This window comes from Hydrogenophaga electricum (genome assembly GCF_030160815.1).
GTDB classification, from domain to species: Bacteria; Pseudomonadota; Gammaproteobacteria; order Burkholderiales; family Burkholderiaceae_C; genus Hydrogenophaga; species Hydrogenophaga electricum.
In genome coordinates, this window is record NZ_BSPB01000017.1 from 45,576 (window position 1) to 62,439 (window position 16,864).

Annotated in this window: 10 protein-coding genes and 1 tRNA gene; 3 read left to right on the forward strand and 8 right to left on the reverse strand. The window is 68.3% G+C overall.

Features of this window, described 5'->3' with window-relative positions; all coding sequences use genetic code 11:
- Positions 1-2: 2 nt before the first annotated feature.
- The gene (locus QQK43_RS11960; protein ID WP_234262721.1) at positions 3-1,952 is read right to left on the reverse strand and encodes a sigma-54-dependent Fis family transcriptional regulator; all 1,950 of its coding nucleotides are present in this window, start codon (positions 1,950-1,952) and stop codon (positions 3-5) included.
- 309 nt (positions 1,953-2,261) lie between these two features.
- Between QQK43_RS11960 and exaC the strand changes: the two genes are divergently transcribed.
- Together exaC and QQK43_RS11970 are read left to right on the forward strand one after the other, a co-directional pair.
- Positions 2,262-3,782 carry an acetaldehyde dehydrogenase ExaC gene (gene exaC, locus QQK43_RS11965; RefSeq protein ID WP_234262722.1) on the forward strand — a complete coding sequence of 507 codons (1,521 nt, stop codon included), beginning with the start codon at positions 2,262-2,264 and terminating at the stop codon, positions 3,780-3,782.
- A gap of 40 nt (positions 3,783-3,822) precedes the next feature.
- Complete coding sequence (locus QQK43_RS11970) at positions 3,823-4,632, forward strand: TOBE domain-containing protein (RefSeq protein WP_234262723.1); 810 nt, start codon at positions 3,823-3,825, stop codon at positions 4,630-4,632.
- Positions 4,633-5,089: 457 nt separating this feature from the next.
- Here QQK43_RS11970 and QQK43_RS11975 read toward each other — a convergent pair whose 3' ends face one another.
- From QQK43_RS11975 to QQK43_RS11995, 5 genes are all read right to left on the reverse strand, one after another.
- Positions 5,090-6,529 carry a TolC family protein gene (locus QQK43_RS11975; protein ID WP_234262724.1) on the reverse strand — a complete coding sequence of 480 codons (1,440 nt, stop codon included), beginning with the start codon at positions 6,527-6,529 and terminating at the stop codon, positions 5,090-5,092.
- A complete protein-coding gene (locus QQK43_RS11980; RefSeq protein WP_284307948.1) occupies positions 6,526-8,718 on the reverse strand; it encodes a peptidase domain-containing ABC transporter in 2,193 nt (730 codons plus the stop codon). The genes QQK43_RS11975 and QQK43_RS11980 overlap by 4 nt, the downstream gene beginning before the upstream one ends.
- 25 nt (positions 8,719-8,743) lie before the next feature.
- Positions 8,744-10,027 (reverse strand): HlyD family secretion protein, encoded by a 1,284-nt coding sequence (locus QQK43_RS11985; RefSeq protein WP_284307949.1) that lies wholly within the window; start codon positions 10,025-10,027, stop codon positions 8,744-8,746.
- Between the two features lie 290 nt (positions 10,028-10,317).
- A tRNA-Gly gene (locus QQK43_RS11990) sits at positions 10,318-10,391 on the reverse strand.
- A 13-nt stretch (positions 10,392-10,404) separates the two neighbouring features.
- The gene (locus QQK43_RS11995; RefSeq protein ID WP_284307950.1) at positions 10,405-11,883 is read right to left on the reverse strand and encodes an NAD-dependent succinate-semialdehyde dehydrogenase; all 1,479 of its coding nucleotides are present in this window, start codon (positions 11,881-11,883) and stop codon (positions 10,405-10,407) included.
- Positions 11,884-12,163: 280 nt separating this feature from the next.
- On the opposite strand from QQK43_RS11995, the gene alaS reads away from it, so the two are divergent.
- Entirely contained in the window at positions 12,164-14,785 is a 2,622-nt protein-coding gene (gene alaS, locus QQK43_RS12000; RefSeq protein ID WP_284307951.1) for an alanine--tRNA ligase, read from the forward strand.
- Positions 14,786-14,842: 57 nt separating this feature from the next.
- Here alaS and QQK43_RS12005 read toward each other — a convergent pair whose 3' ends face one another.
- Complete coding sequence (locus QQK43_RS12005) at positions 14,843-15,916, reverse strand: acyltransferase family protein (protein ID WP_284307952.1); 1,074 nt, start codon at positions 15,914-15,916, stop codon at positions 14,843-14,845.
- Positions 15,913-16,845 (reverse strand): pseudouridine synthase, encoded by a 933-nt coding sequence (locus QQK43_RS12010; RefSeq protein ID WP_284307953.1) that lies wholly within the window; start codon positions 16,843-16,845, stop codon positions 15,913-15,915. Before QQK43_RS12010 ends, QQK43_RS12005 begins: the two co-directional genes overlap by 4 nt.
- Between the last annotated feature and the right edge of the window lie 19 nt (positions 16,846-16,864).

The following is a 16,864-nucleotide window of genomic DNA, read 5'->3' on the forward strand; positions in this document are numbered from 1 at the left end:
CTTCAGGGCCGGCTTTCGGACGCCCCCAGTTTGCGGTAGAGCGTCTGCCGGCTGATGCCCAGTTGCCGGGCGGCCAGGGACACGTTGCCCCGGCTGTTCTCCAGCGCCCGGTGAATGGCGCTGAGCGAAAGCTCCTGCAGGCTCTGGGGTGGGCGGCTGCCGGTGACCGGTACTGGTGCCTGCCACGCGGGCTGGAGCAGGGCTTCCCGCTGGTCTTCGGTGAGGTGCTCCCAGTCCAGGGTCGTGGTCTCGTCCGGCATCAGGGCGCAGGCGGTGCGCAGCAGGCTGGCGTACTGTCGCAGGTTGCCGGGCCAGTGGTGGCGGCCGAACGTGTCGAGCAGCCCCGGCGCGACCGCCATCGGCCGGTCGGGTTCGATCTCGGCCAGCAGGCGCTGGGTCAGCACCGCCAGGTCGCTGCGTTCGCGCAAGGGTGGCAGCTCTACACAGAGCCCGTTGAGGCGGTAATAGAGATCGGCCCGGAAGCGGCCTTCGTCCACCGCCTGACGCAGGTTCTGGTGGGTGGCGCAGATCAGGGCGAAATCGACCGGCACCGCCGCCGAAGCGCCCACCGGTACCACCTGGCGCTCCTGCAGCACGCGCAGCAGCCGGGTCTGCAGCGCCAGCGGCATGTCACCGATTTCGTCGAGAAACAGCGTGCCCCGATGGGCGTCGCGCAGCAGCCCCGTGCGGCCGTGCCGGTGGGCGCCGGTGAACGCCCCCGGGGCATGGCCGAACAGTTCGGACTCGATCAGCGACTCGGGCAAGGCCGCGCAGTTGATGGCCACGAACGGACCGCTCCGCCGCGGCCCGCTCTCATGCGCTGCGCGCGCAAACAGTTCCTTGCCAACGCCGGACTCGCCCTGCACCAGCACCGGAATGCCTTTGCCCAGCACCCGTCGCACCCGGTCGGCGGCCGTGCGCCAGCGCCGGTCGCCGGTATCGAGCTTGGACAAAGCGTCCGTGGTCGCAGCGTCGGCCAACACCGGCCGTGTCGGCGTGGCCTGCGGTGCCCGACCCACGGGCACTGGGGGGGCGTCACAGCGCAGGCGGGCGTAGAGGGTGCTGCCGTCGGGGCGTTGCAACACCAGCATCTGGTCAGGGGCCCGCCGCTGCGCGTCGAGCCAGCGCTGCAGGCCCGGTTGCAGCAGATCGTCGAGCCGCGTGCTGGCGAGCGCACTGCGCCCGATGCCGAGCAGTTGCAGGGCACTGTGGTTGGCGCCCAGCACCCAGCCATCTTCCGAAAACGCGACGATGCCTTCGGCCACCGTGCCCACGCCTTCGGGCCGGTGGTGCAGGTGCAGCCGCAGCAGGTGGCGGCTGTGGGCATCGAGCAGGCGGTTTTCGATCATGCGCGCCGCCGTGCTGACCAGGCCCAGGGTGTGCGGGTGGCCCGGACGGTGCTCGCCCGAAATGTCGAGGATGCCGAGCAACTGCCCGGTGCCCGACAGAATGGGCGCCGCTGCGCAGGTGAGAAAGCCGTTGCGTTCGAGATAGTGTTCGCCGCCGTGGATCGCCACCGCACTGAGTTCGGCGATGGCGGTGCCGATGGCGTTGGTGCCGCGCTCCTGCTCGTGCCAGCTGGCACCGCTGGTGAGGGCGATGCGTTCGGCCTTGCCCAAGAAGTGGGTGTCGCCGTGCGTGTGCATCAGCGTGCCCTGCGGGTCGGCCAGCACCACCACGCTCTGGCTGTGGCGCACCTGCTCGAACAGGTATTCCATCACCGGCAGCGAGTGGGCGAGCAGTTCGTGGTGTCGCGCGCGCAGCAGGCTCAGGCCCTGGGTGTCGAGGGTGGCCGCGGGGTCGAAGCGGCCCAGGGGCTGCAGGCCGGCGGCCAGGCTGCGCTGCCAGGAGCGGGCCAGGCGTTCGTCCAGGTGCTCGCTCGAACAGCGACCGTGTTCGATCAGGTGCCGGCGGGCCTTGCGCAGCGCCAGGGCCTGCGACGGAATGTCCATGGTTTTGTCTCCTGACCGGCAGGGAGCCGGCGGCGGGCCTTCGGGAAGGGGCTCTCGGTGGATGGGGCCAGTATAGGCAGAGCCGGGAGCGCCTAAGGCCTGGTACGCGCCAGACCTGTCCGACTGTCTCGTTCTGTGACAGGTGTGGCGTCCTGGAACGTCCGTGCTTGGGGCGGTGTCCGTCGCTTGCGGGGAAAAAACCTGCGAAATCAAGAGGTTGGCGTTTCCGCCCGGGGTGGCACAGGTTTTGAAAAGGCTTCGGCGCCTGCAAGGCATTCCGTTCTCTCAACCACCCAGAGGAAGACAAGCATGATTTACGCCGCTCCCGGCGCCGCCGGCGCCAAGATCCAGTACAAGTCCCGCTACGACAATTTCATCGGCGGCCAGTGGAAGGCCCCGGTGGGCGGCCAGTATTTCGACGTGGTCACGCCCGTCAACGGCAAGGTCTATACCCAGGCTGCGCGCTCCACCGCCGACGACATCGAGCTGGCGCTCGACGCGGCCCATGCCGCCGCCCCGCAGTGGGCCAAGACCTCGCCGGCCGAGCGCGCCCATGTGCTGCTCAAGATCGCCGACCGCCTGGAAGCCAACCTTGAACTGCTGGCCTACGCCGAAACCGTCGACAACGGCAAGCCAATTCGCGAAACCCTGAACGCCGACATCCCGCTGGCCATCGACCATTTCCGCTATTTCGCGGGCTGTGTGCGGGCGCAGGAAGGCAACATCAGCGAGATCGACGAAAACACCATGGCCTACCACATCCACGAGCCGCTGGGCGTCGTGGGCCAGATCATTCCCTGGAACTTTCCGATCCTGATGGCGGCCTGGAAACTCGCCCCCGCGCTGGGCGCCGGCAACTGCGTGGTGCTCAAGCCGGCCGAGTCCACGCCGATTTCGCTGCTCATCCTCACCGAGCTGATCGCCGACCTGCTGCCGGCGGGCGTGTTGAACATCGTCAACGGCTTTGGTCGCGAAGCCGGCATGCCGCTGGCCAGCAGCAAGCGCATCGCCAAGATTGCCTTCACCGGGTCCACCGCCACCGGCCGCGTGATCGCCCAGGCCGCCGCGACCAACCTGATTCCAGCCACGCTGGAACTGGGGGGCAAATCGCCCAACATCTTCTTCGAAGACGTGATCGCCCAGGACGACAGCTACCTCGACAAGGCCATCGAAGGGCTGGTGCTGTTCGCCTTCAACCAGGGCGAGGTCTGCACCTGCCCGAGCCGCGCCCTGATCCAGGAGTCGATCTACGACCGCTTCATCGAACGCTGCCTGCAGCGTGTGGCCGCCATCAAGCAGGGCAGCCCGCTCGACACCGAGACCATGATCGGCGCGCAGGCTTCGCAGATGCAGATGGACAAGATCCAGTCCTACCTGCAACTGGGCAAGGAAGAGGGCGCTCAGGTCCTGATCGGTGGCGAACGCGCCCAGCTCGGCGGTGACATCGAAGGCGGTTACTACATCCAGCCGACCCTGTTCAAGGGCCACAACAAGATGCGCATCTTCCAGGAGGAAATCTTCGGCCCGGTGCTGGCCGTGACCACCTTCAAGGACGAAGCCGAAGCCCTGGTCATCGCCAACGATTCGCCTTACGGCCTGGGCGCCGGCGTGTGGACCCGCAACGGCAACCTGGCTTACCGCATGGGGCGCGCCATCCAGGCCGGCCGTGTGTGGACCAACTGCTACCACGCCTACCCGGCGCACGCCGCTTTCGGTGGCTACAAGGAATCCGGCATCGGGCGCGAAACCCACAAGATGATGCTGGACCACTACCAGCAGACCAAAAACCTGCTGGTCAGCTACAGCGAGAACAAGCTGGGCTTCTTCTGACGTGTGGAAGGCGGGCATGGCGCCGTGAAACAATGGCGCCATGTCTTCTCTGCCCATCGACAGCCTTGGCCAGGCGCTCGGCCATGCGATCAGCGACAAGCGGCTGGAAGTGCTGCGTCGCATCGGCGAAACGGGCTCCATATCTCAGGCCGCGCGCGATGCCGGCATCAGCTACAAGGCGGCCTGGCAGGCCCTGGATACCCTGACCAACCTGAGCGGTCAGCCGCTGGTGGAGCGCACCGTGGGCGGGCAGGGCGGCGGCGGGGCGCGGCTGACACCCGAAGGCGAGCAACTGCTGGTGCTTGCCGATGCCATGGCGGAGGCGCGTCAGTCGGTGCTGCAGCGCTTCGGCGCCTTGCCCCTTGGCGGGCAGGTGGCAGCGGACACCCCCCTGCCGACACTGGGCGGGCTCGGTTTGCGCACCAGCATGCGCAACCAGCTCGCCTGCACTGTCGTGGTCTGCGAGCAGGCTTCCGCCGAAGATCCGATGGTGGCGGTCCGGCTGCGCACGCGGGGCGGCGCCGAGCTGGTGTCGGTGATCACCTGGGACAGCGCCGATCTGCTGGCGCTGTCGGCGGGCACGCCAGTCCTGGTGCTGTGCAAAGCCACTGCGGTGACCATCAGCGCCGGGCAGGCGCCGGCGCTCGGTGTGCCGCGCCAGCCTGGAACCTGCCTGGAGGGCCGGGTCGAGCGGATCGCGGCAGGGGCCCGGCACGACGAGGTGGTGCTGGCGCTGGAAGGGGGTGACCACTGGGTCGGTTTTGCGGCGCATCCCTGCGCCTTGCAGCCTGGCGACAGCGCGGTGGCTTTCATGGCGGCAGCGGCTCTGGTGATTGCGCACCCGAGCTGATGGCCAGTCAGCGGCTGTTTCTGAGTCCTTTCGGGTTATTTTTTCTGATCAAAACGGCCGAGAAACCCCGGGCATGCGTGCGATTGTTCTCGCGGGAACGGCTGTTAAAGGCGATACGTTCATTTACAAGTAGTGCTTTAGAACTTTATACTTTGGTACCTTTTTCAAGGTTCCTTCTATTTCCTGGAGTACAAAATGCGTACGTTGACCCAACAAGAGATGGCTGATGTGGCCGGTGGTTTCTTCTTCTGCCGGCCCAAGTGCTCGCCCAAGCCGAAGTGCCAACCGAAGCCCAAGTGCTCGCCCAAGCCGAAGTGCCAGCCGAAGCCCAAGTGCAATCCCACGCCGGTCCCGGTGGAGCCGGTGGAGCCGCCCGAAGAGTATTGATCTGCTCGTCGGCAGCGACATGCTGAAAAGCCCGAAAGCCTTTGGCTTTCGGGCTTTTTTCCTGGGGCGATCAGCGCGCGCCCAGGCGGCCGCTGGCCAGGCTCAGGCCCAGACGGGCGTTGAGCAGCTCGACTTGTGCGGTCACCCGCTGCCGCCGTGCTTCGGCCAGCGCGGCCTGGGCGTTGAGCAGGTCCAGCACCGAGCCCACCCCCGCCTGATAGCGGCCATGGGCCACCTGGTAGGTGGCCTGGGCTGACTGGAGCAGGCGTTCGCTGGCGCTGAGACTCTGGCGCCCGGTCTGCAGCGCCTGGAAAGCCTGCCAGAGCTGGCTTTCCACGTCGCGACGTGCGGTTTCGAGCTCGGCCTCGGCCTGGGTCTTCCGGGCCACGGCCTGGGTTTGCAGGGCTTTGCTTTCACGGCCATCGAACAGTGGGATGTTCAGACGGATCTGGGCACTGCCGGCAGGGAGGGTGCCGGTGCCGGCCGACCCCCAGTTGCGCGAGGTCCCGGCGGCGACGCCCGTGGTCACACTGCCACGGGTCTGGGCCCGGGCAGCCTCGATTCGGGCATCCGCGCCGTCGATCTGCGCGCGCAGCGCCTGAAGGCGGGGATGGGTCTGGCGCACTTCCTGCCCCAGCACGGCCAAGTCCGGCGCGGCCTGGTTGGTCTGGACGAGGGCTTCCCAGTCGGCCAGTTGCAGCGGTTGTGCCGGTTCGGCGCCCAGGGCCAGGGCCAGGGCGGCCCGCGCGTTTTCCCAGGTACCCTCAGCGCGCACACGCTCCAGGGTGGCTTGGGCCAGGGCTGTCTGGGCCTGCAGGCGCTCAATCTGGCTGCCCACTTCGGCGCGGTGCCGGGCATCGGCCGCGGCGGCCGTGCGCGAGGCGGTTGCTTCGGCCTCGCGGGTGGCGTCGAGGCTGGCCGCTGCGATCACCGCTTCGCCATACAGCCGCAAGGTCTCGCGCAAGGTCTCCAGCAGGGTGTTGCCCTGCTGGGCCAGTGCGGCCGACAAGCCCGCGCGGGCCTCGCGCAGCGCCGCGCTGCGCTGCCCGAAGTCGAACAGCACCCAGGACAGGCCCACGGTGGCATCGAGCGTGCGGCCGAGGCTGCCGCTGGCGTTGAAGTTGCGGTCGGCGCTGTAACCGGCGCTCACGCTCCAGCGCGGCCGGAATTCGACCTCGGCCAGATCGACGCCAGCGGTCTGCTCGCTCACGCTGGCCAGTGCCTGGCGCAGGGCCGGGCTGGCACACAGCGTGCGTGCGACGGCGTCGCCCACGGTCAGGTGCCCCCAGGGGGCCTGGCCGGGGGCTTGGCAGACCGGGCTGCCGGGCAGCCAGTTCAGCACTTCGGCGTCAGGGGGTGGGGCCCCAGGAGCCCGGTCCAGGGGCAGCTGGCCCAGCCAGGTCGACAACCGGAGCACCGGGTCCGGTGTGTCGGCCGCACCCGCAGGACCGGTCAGCCCGGCGAGAGCGCTGGCCACGGCCAGGGCTGCGCGCAGGGGGCGGTGGTTCATGCGGGCTCCTGGTCGCGTCGGCGTTGCGCCACCATCGCGAAGTAGTCGGCGGGCGTGCCATCGAAGTGCACCTGGCCCTCGCGCAGTTCGACCACACGCGGTGCAGCGCGCAGGGTTTCGGGGCGGTGGGCGATGATCAGGCGCGTGACCGGCAGGGCCGAGATGGCGTCGTTGACGCGCTGTTCGGATTCGAGGTCGAGATGGCTGGTGGCCTCGTCCAGTACCAGCACGCGGGGCCGCTTGTAGAGGGCGCGCGCCAGCAGCAGGCGCTGGCGCTGGCCACCGGAGAGCACGGTGCCCATGTCGCCGGTCAGGGTCTGGTAGCCCATCGGCATGGCTTCGATGTCTTCGTGCAGGGCCGCCATGTCGGCGCAGGTGACCATCCAGTCCAGATCGGGCTCAGGGTCGAAGAAGGTGATGTTGTCGCGGATCGAGCCCGCGAACAGGCTGTCGTCCTGCATCACGGTGGCCACGCCTTCGCGCCAGCGCTCGATCCCCAGTTGCGACAGGGGCACGCCATCGGCGCGGATCTGGCCTTCGGTGGGGGCGTAGCTGCCGAGCAGCAGGTTGATCAGGGTGGTCTTGCCGCAGCCGGATCGCCCGGTGATGGCCACGACCTCGCCGGCACCGATGTCCAGCGTCAGGCCATCCAGCACCCAGGGTGCCATGTCGGCATAGCGGAATCGCACCTGGTCGATCTGCAGGGTGGGGCTGGCGGTCTCGCCGTCTCCGGCGATCTGGCGCTGAGCAATGGCCTGGGCGTCGAGGCGGTCGGCGCGTGGCAGCGCCGGGGTGAGCACGATGTCGGCCAGGCGTTCGGCATGCAGGCGCAGCATCTTGAGGTCGATGGCCTTGTCGATCAGGGCCATGACCCGGCTGTCGAACTGGTTGCGGTAGGCCAGGAAGGCCATCAGCATGCCGACCGTGAGTTCGGTGGACACGATCTGGCGCGCGCCCAGCCAGACGATCAGGATCATGAAGCCGCCACTGAGCAGGCCCCGCGCCAGACCGTAGAGGATCTGCATCTTCTCGACCTTGAGGTGGGCATTGGTGGCGCTGACCAGCAGGGTCTGCCAGGCGCCCTGGCGCTGCTGCTGGCGCCCGAACAGCTGGATGGCCCGCATGCCACGGATCGTTTCGAGGAAGTGCGTGGACTGCTGCGCATCGCGCACCAGCGATTCTTCGGAGGCCGCGTAGAACGGGCGGAACCACAGCAGGCGCAGCACCAGATACAGCAGCACGCCCAGCACCGACACGCCGGCCAGCACCGGGCTGTAAAGGAACATCAGCACCAGGGTCAGCACCACCAGCAGGCCGTCGAACAGCGCTTCGACCAGGGCTGTGCTGAGGGTGTTCTGGATGTCTTCCACCGATTCGGAGCGCGACACCACGTCGCCCAGGTGCCGGTTCTGGAAGTACGACAGCGGCAGCCGCGTCAGGTGGGCAAATACATTGGCTTTCCACTGCACCGACACCGACGTGTTGATCACCATCAGCAGCCACGAACGCACCAGGCCCGTGGCGTTTTGCAGCAGCAGCAGCAGGCCGAAGCCCAGTGCCAGCGTGGTCAGCAACTGGGTGTCGCGCGAGACCACGACCTCATCCAGCACCCACTGCATGAACAGGGGCGAAACCAGGCCGAACACCTCCAGCGCCAGCGACAGCATCAGGATGCGGGCGAGCGAGGGCCAGAAGCCCGACACCTGGCCGATGAGCTGCGACAGGCGCACACGCGTCTTTTCATCGCGTGGCTGGAAGCCGGGGTTGGGCCAGAGTTCGAGCGCCACACCGGTGAAGTGCTGCGAGACCTCGTCGAGACTCAGGTGGCGTTCGCCGAAGGCCGGATCCAGCACCACCGCCTGGCGGCCGCTGACCGACTGCAGCACCACGAAGTGGTTGAGGTCCCAGTGCAGGATCGCCGGCAGCCGCAGTTGCGGCAGCTCGTCCAGTTCCAGCCGCAGCGCGCGCGTGCCGAGCTGTTCGCGGGCGGCAATGTCGGTCAGCGTGGCCAGGGTCACCCCGGTCAGCGACAGGGTGTGGCGCGAGCGCAGCGCCGCCAGGTCGGTGGCCAGCCCATGGTGACCCAGCACCATGGCCAGGCAGGCCAGGCCGCATTCCGCGGCCTCGGTCTGCAGCACCACCGGGGTGGTGCGGCGCAAGCCGAAAGACAGTTGTTCGGTCCAGTTCACAGGGGGCTCCGGTGGGGCGCGGGCATCACGAGGCCATGCGCCCGGTCAGGCTGAACAGCGGCTCCAGCATCCATTCGTAGAGGCGCCGGCGTTCCTGCAGGATGTCGGCGTCGAGCAGCATGCCGGCTTGCAGTGGGCGCGGCTGGCCGTTGGCCTGGACCTGGCCCGCCTTGAGCCGCACCTGGATGGCGAACACCGGCTCGCCCGGGGCCAGGCCGGTGGCCGGCAAGGTGGCCAGTTCGGCAGGGCCCACGGCCGAGCTCGACACCGACTCCACCACGCCTTCGTGCTGCCCGAACTTCTGGTATGGGAAGGCCTGGTAGCGCAGCAGCACCGTGTCGCCCGGCTGCACGAAGCCGATGCTGCTGCTCGGGGCGTACAGCCGGGCCCGCAGTTCGCCGTGCAGCGGCACCAGCGTGACCAGCGCCTGGGTGGTTTCGGCCACCTGGCCGATTTCGGCCTGCACCAGCGTGGCTCGGCCGGCTTCCGGTGCCGTCACCAGCACGCGGCGGCGGGCCTGCACTTCGGTCAGTTGTTCTTCGGTGCTGGAGACCTCGCGCTGAATCTGCGCGAGCTGGTTTTCATGGCGCCAGCGGGCGGAGTCGAGATCCTGGCGGACCTGCGCGGTTTCGCGCTGCACACCGAGGGCATCGCGTTCCAGACCGCGCAGCCGCGAGCGCTGTTCGCTCAGATCGATCTGCTTTTGCAGCAGCTCTTCGCGCGCGATGTAGTCCTGGTCGGCCAGGCTGCGGTAGCGGCGCTCGGTGTCTTCGGCGATGCGCACGCGGTCTTTCTGCTGTTCGATCTGGGCGGCGATCGCCGCCGTTTCGGCCCGCAGCGTGTCCAGCCGGCGTTGCAGGCCGGCGGTTTCATCGGCCTGCACCTGGCGCGAGCGGCGGATGTCGTCTTCCAGCGACTGCTTGCGCGCGCCCACGGCGCGGGCGATGTCGGCCTGCACCTCGCGCGCGCCGTCACCCAGCCGGTCGCTGCTGAGCACGTAGAGCAGTTCACCCTTGTTCACGGCCTGGCCGTCGGTCACGTGTTTTTCCAACACCACGCCGGCCTGGGGGGTGTGCACGCGGATCACCCCGGCGGCGGGCACCAGCTGGCCATTGACGGTCACGCGCCGCGTGTAGCTGCCGAAGATCATGAAAGCGACCACCGCGACGGCCATCAGGGCGGCCAGCAGGCTGACCCAGAAGCTCGACAGGCGCGGGGTGAGCACGATGCGGCCCACGGTGGACGCGCGTTGGGCGTCCAGGGCTTCGTCACGGAACAGGCGCGCGGAGCGCTCGGCGTCTGCTGGCATGGTGGTGATGGGATGGGGCCGGAATGTCCGGAAGGCCGGGAAGGAGTACCAATTGATACAAATTGGCCGGTCCGAGTGTACGGCTTTCATACCCGCATCCGGCGTCGCAACCGGGCAGGGTGCCAAGGATTGCACGCGGAGGGGCTGCGCCGATGAGGCAGCGGCATCGGTCCGGCGCGGCCGGGATCATGTCGCGCCGGGCGAAAAGAAAAAGGGCACCGCCGTGAGGAGGTGCCCTTTCGATGGGGAGGTGCGGCGCCCGATCAGGTGGCGCGCCGCAGCCAAGTGTCTGGAGCGGGTGAAGGGAATCGAACCCTCGTATGAAGCTTGGGAAGCTGCCGTTCTACCATTGAACTACACCCGCGAAGCCGCATAGTTTACTTGAGGATGTCGCCCAGGCAGAGATACTTGATTTCGACGTAGTCATCCATGCCGTGGTGCGAGCCTTCGCGGCCCAGGCCGGACTGCTTGACACCACCGAAAGGCACGTGTTCGGTGGCCAGGATGCCGACGTTGATGCCCACCATGCCGTATTCCAGCGCTTCGCTGACGCGGTAGATGCGGCCGATGTCGCGGCTGTAGAAGTAGCTGGCCAGGCCGAATTCGGTGTTGTTTGCGGCGTCGATGGCTTCCTGCTCGGTCTGGAACTTGAAGACCGGGGCGAAGGGGCCGAAGGTTTCTTCGCGGGCGCAGAGCATGTCGGCGGTGGCGTCGGCGACCACCGTGGGTTCGAAGAACTGGCCCGGCAGGCGCTTGCCGCCGGCGACCACACGGGCACCCTTGGCCACGGCGTCGTCCACATGGCGCTGCACCTTGGCCAGTGCGGCCTCTTCGATCAGCGGGCCCTGGTTCACGCCCTCTTCAAAACCGTTGCCGACCTTGGCCGTTTTGACCTTGGCCGCGAACTTGGCCACGAATTCGTCGTACACGCCTGCCTGCACATACAGGCGGTTGGAGCAGACGCAGGTCTGGCCGGCGTTGCGGTACTTGCTGGCGAAGGCGCCTTCGACGGCCGAGTCGATGTCGGCGTCGTCGAACACGATGAAGGGTGCGTTGCCACCGAGCTCCAGCGACATCTTCTTGACCGTGGGCGCGCTCTGTGCCATCAGGATGCGGCCGACTTCGGTCGAGCCGGTGAAGCTGATGTGGCGCACCACGTCGCTGGCGCACAGCACCTTGCCCACGGCGATGGAGCGGTCGCTGTCGGCGGTGAGGATGTTGAGCACGCCGGCCGGGATGCCGGCGCGGATGGCCAGTTCGGCGGCGGCCAGGGCCGTCAGCGGCGTCAGTTCGGCGGGCTTGATCACCACCGGGCAGCCGGCGGCCAGCGCGGGCGCGACCTTGCGCGTGATCATGGCCAGCGGGAAGTTCCAGGGCGTGATGGCGGCGCAGACGCCGATGGGCTGCTTGAGCACCATCAGGCGGCGGTTGTTGTCGAACTGCGGCAGCGTTTCGCCGTTGACGCGCTTGGCCTCTTCGGCAAACCACTCCACGAAGCTCGCGCCGTAGGCCACTTCGCCCTTGGCCTCGGGCAGGGGCTTGCCCTGCTCGGCGGTCATGATGCGGCCCAGGTCGTCCTGGTTGGCCATCAGCAGGTCGTACCACTTGCGCAGGAGGATGCTGCGTTCCTTGGCGGTCTTGGCCTTCCAGGGGCCCCAGGCGGCGTTGGCCGCGGCGATGGCGGCCTCGGCATCGGCCGGGCCGAGATTGGCCACGTCGGCGAGTTTCTGGCCGGTGGCGGGGTCGAGCACGTCGAAGCGGCTGGTGCCCGGGACCCACTGGCCGTTGATCAGGCCATCGGTCTTGAGCAGGGAGGAGTCGTTGAGCAGGGCCAGAGGCGAGGTCTTCATGTCCATAGGGTGTCTCCGAAGCGGCTGGGCAAAAGGTATTTATTTAATAAGTTAAATAAAGTGGGCGTGATGTTAGCGCATGCGTTCGGGCAGCGGGCCATTGTCTAGCTTACGGGCGGCCTTGGCGGCCGGCCAGTGCCGCCCGGGACAGCCCGATAAGGGCCAATGCCGGGCCAAGGATGACCGCCGATCACCCAGGGCCCGCACAGTGTTGGAAAATAGCGGGTTTCGCACCGGCTTGGCCGGTTGCCACCCGATTCCCTACGATCGCCCTGCGACCTTCATCATGACCGCTCCCGTCACCGTTGCCGATATCCGCAAGAGCTTCCTGGATTTCTTCGCTTCCAAGGGCCACACCGTGGTGGCGTCCAGCCCGCTCGTGCCCGGCAACGATCCCACGCTGATGTTCACCAACTCGGGCATGGTCCAGTTCAAGGACGTGTTCCTGGGCACCGACAAGCGCTCCTACAACCGCGCCACCTCGGTGCAGGCCTGCCTGCGTGCCGGCGGCAAGCACAACGACCTGGAGAACGTGGGCTACACCGCGCGCCACCACACCTTTTTCGAGATGCTGGGCAACTGGTCGTTCGGTGACTACTTCAAGCGCGAAAGCCTGAAGTGGGGCTGGGAGCTGCTGACCGAGGTCTACAAGCTGCCCAAGGACAAGCTGCTGGCCACCGTCTACATCGACGACGACGAGGCCTACGACATCTGGACCCAGGAAATCGGCCTGCCGCCTGAGCGCGTGATCCGCATCGGCGACAACAAGGGCGGCAAGTACAAGTCCGACAACTTCTGGATGATGGCCGACACCGGCCCTTGCGGCCCGTGCTCGGAAATCTTCTACGACCACGGCCCGCACATCCCCGGCGGCCCTCCCGGCAGCCCGGACGAAGACGGCGACCGCTTCATCGAGATCTGGAACCACGTGTTCATGCAGTTCGACATGAAGGAAGACGGCAGCATCGTGAAGCTGCCCGCGCCCTGCGTCGACACCGGCATGGGCCTGGAGCGCCTGGCCGCCATCCTGCAGCACGTGCACAGCAACTATGAGATCGACCTGTTCGACAAGCTGATCAAGGCCGCCGCGCTCGAGACAGGCTGCGCCGACCTGGCCAACCCGTCGCTGAAGGTGATTGCCGATCACATCCGCGCGACCTCGTTCCTGATCGCCGATGGCGTGATCCCCAGCAACGAAGGCCGCGGCTACGTGCAGCGCCGCATCGTGCGCCGCGCCATCCGCCACGGCTACAAGCTGGGCCGCAAGACCCCGTTCTTCCACAAGCTGGTGCCCGACCTCGTGGCGCTGATGGGCGACGCCTACCCCAACCTGGCAGCCAACGCCCAGCGCATTGCCGACGTGCTCAAGGCCGAGGAAGAGCGGTTTTACGAGACGCTGGCCAATGGCATGGACATCCTCGACGCGGCCCTGGCCGGCGGCGAGAAGGTGCTGCCCGGCGAGGTCGCCTTCAAGCTGCACGACACCTACGGTTTCCCGCTGGACCTGACCAACGACGTCTGCCGCGAGCGCGGCGTCACGGTCGACGAGGCCGGCTTCAACGCCGCGATGGAAAAGCAGAAGGCCCAGGCCCGCGCGGCCGGCAAGTTCAAGATGGACAAGGCGCTGGAATACACCGGCGCCGGCAACACCTTCACGGGCTACGACTCGCTGCAGGAAAACGCCCAGGTGGTGGCCCTGTACGTGGACGGCACGCCCGTGACCACGCTGCAGGCCGGGCAGGACGGCGTGGTGGTGCTCGACACCACCCCGTTCTACGCCGAGAGCGGCGGCCAAGTGGGCGACCAGGGTGCCCTCAGCACCGCGTCGGCGCGTTTTGACGTGGCCGACACGCAAAAGATCAAGGCCGACGTGTTCGGCCACCACGGCACCCTGGCCCAGGGCACGCTGGCCGTGGGTGATCGCGTGAATGCCGCCGTGGACACGGCCGTGCGCGCCGCCACCGTGCGCAACCACAGCGCCACCCACTTGATGCACAAGGCGCTGCGCGAGGTGCTGGGCGATCACGTGCAGCAAAAGGGCTCGCTGGTGAATGCCGAGCGCACGCGCTTCGACTTCGCGCACAACGCGCCCGTCACCGACGAGCAGGTGCGCCGCATCGAGGCCATCGTCAACGCTGAAATCCTGGCCAATGCGGCCACGCAGGCGCGCCTGATGGATATCGAAGCGGCCCAGAAGACCGGTGCCATGATGCTGTTCGGCGAAAAGTACGGCGACACCGTGCGCGTGCTCGACATCGGCTCCAGCCGCGAACTCTGCGGCGGCACCCACGTCAAGGCCACGGGCGACATCGGCCTGTTCAAGGTGGTGGCCGAAAGCGGTGTGGCCGCCGGCGTGCGCCGCATCGAGGCCGTGACCGGCCTGAACGCGCTGGCCTATCTGCAACAGCTCGAAACCACGGTGGACGAAGCCGCGGGCGCGCTCAAGGCACCCGCCGCCGAACTCACCGGCCGCATCGCGCAGGTGCAGGAGCAGGTCAAGACGCTGGAAAAGGAAGTCGCCGCGCTCAAGGGCAAGCTCGCCTCCAGCCAGGGCGACGAACTGGTGAACCAGGCGGTGGACGTCAAGGGTCTGAAGGTGCTGGCCGCGCGCCTGGACGGCGCCGACGCCAAGACCCTGCGCGACACGCTCGACCAGCTCAAGAACAAGCTCAAGAGTGCCGCCATCGTGCTGGCGGCGGTCGACGGTGGCAAGGTGCAACTGGCAGCGGGCGTGACCGCCGACAGCGTGGGCAAGGTCAAGGCCGGCGAGCTGGTGAACTTCGTCGCCCAGCAGGTGGGCGGCAAGGGTGGTGGCAAGCCCGACATGGCCATGGCTGGCGGCACCGACGCGGCGGGGCTGCCGCAGGCGCTGGCCTCGGTGCCCGGCTGGGTGGCCGAACGGGTGTGAGCCCGCCGCCCGGCCCGGCCGGGCGGGCTTGAGGGCTGCTTCGCGCGGGTGTCCGCCTCAGCCGGCCAGCGGCGGGGCGCGGCGCCGGCCGGCTGAGCCGATGCCCTGCGCCAGCGGCGCTTCGACCCAGCGTTCGAACGCCCAGCCCAGGGCCACGCTCGTGGCGCCCATCAGGGCGAAGGCCGCGATGGTGGCGGTACCCCCGTGCAGGCCGGCGCGTTCGAACAGCGCGTTGCCCAGCAGCAGCACGGGGAAGTGCACCAGAAACAGCGCGTAGGACGAACGGCTCAGGATGCCCAGCACCCGTTGGGCGGGGCCGGAAGGCAGCGCCGGGTAGCGGCCCTGCGTGAGCGCCAGCCAGAAGGCCACGGCCAGCGCGAGGGCAATGCGGGTACGGAATTCCAGCACCAGGGCCAACGCGCCCACCAGCAACATGGCGCCCAGCCAGCCGATCCGTTGCCAGCGATCCGACTGCTCGCCCGCCCAGCGGGCGGCCACGCCGAGCCCGTAGGCCCCGAGGAAATACAGCGGCCCGTCGTCGAGGCCGGGGTAGCGGTTCCACCAGCCCAGCGAGAGCGCGGTCGCACCGATCACCAGCGCCATGGCCCGCACGCTCTGCCCGCCGCGCTGGCCCAGCCAGAGCAGCAGCGCCAGCAGGGCATAGAGCTGGAAGTCGATGGCCACGTACCAGACGCCGGCCGACAGGGCGTCGACGTCGAGCGTTTCGTGCAGCAGCGCCGCATGTGCCAGCCACTGGCGCCAGGTGGGTGCTTCGGGCACGACGTCGCCGCCCAGCCAGGGCCGTGCCCAGGCCGCGGCCACCAAAGCCAGCAGCAGGGCAACCAGAAAAGGCGGTGCCAGCCGCAGGTAGCGGCGCCATACGGTCCGCGCCAGGGCCCCGGCGTGGCCGGCCATGGCTGGCGCCAGGCGTTGTACCGCCAGATAGCCGCCCAGCACCAGAAACACCTGCACCGCCATGCGGGCATAGCCGTAGAGCCAGCCCAGCGGGGCGGGGGCGAGCCGGTGCATGGCCTCGGCCACCGGGCCGTACGCCGACAGGTGGTGCAGCACGATCAGTTGCGAGGCCAGGACCTTGAGCAGGTCGATGCCCGGCTGCCGGGGCGTGCTCATGGCGTCAGCGGGGCGAGCGCTCGCTGGCTGTCGAAGCGTCGCGCCGTGCCGGTGACCGGGTCGTCGAAGGCCAGGGAGCGGGCCAGCAGGGCCAGCGGTTCGGCAAAGTCTTCGATTTCCCCGGGCTGGCGGCGCACGCTGGGGTAGAACTGGTCACCGTGCAGCGGCAGGCCTAGCGCGTTCATGTGCACGCGCAGCTGGTGCCGTCTGCCGGTGACCGGCTCCAGCCGGAAGCGGGCCCAGGTGCCTTGGGTTTCAAGGAGGTCGATGCGGGTTTCGCTGTTGGGCGCGCCGTCGGTTTCGACCATGCGGTAGAAGGCCTGCGGGTCTTCTTCGATGCGGCTGCGGCGCCACACCGGTCCGCGCCAGTCTGTCGGCGCCGGCCCGATGGCCTCGTAGGTCTTGTGGATCGCGCGCTCGCGGAACAGGCGCTGGTAGGCGTCGCGGTCCTGTGGCCGCACGCTGAACACCACCAGCCCGGCGGTTTCGCGGTCGATGCGGTGCAGCGGGCTCAGGTCGGGCAGGCCGAGCGTGCGCTTGAGGCGCACCAGCAGGGTCTCGCGCACGTAGCGCCCGCCGGGGGTGACGGGCAGAAAGTGGGGCTTGTCGGCCACCACCAGGTGCTCGTCGCGGAACACGATGTGCTCGGCGAACGGAATGGCCGGCTCGTCGGGCAGGGCGCGCCAGTAGTAGACGCGCGCGCCGTTCACATAGGGCGCGTCGGGCGGCAGCGGGCGGCCGTTGTCGTCCACCACCTTGCCCTGGGCCAGGCGCTGGTGCCAGCCTTCGCGGCTGACCGCGGGCAGGCGTTCGGCCAGAAAGTCGAGCAGGCCGGGCCAGGGCACGACCCGCAGGCGCGGCAGCGCCACGCAGCTGGGCGAAACGCCCTCGCGCATGGGGATGGCCGGGTTTTTCGGGACGTGCGCCATGGCGGGCCGCGAGGGCGCA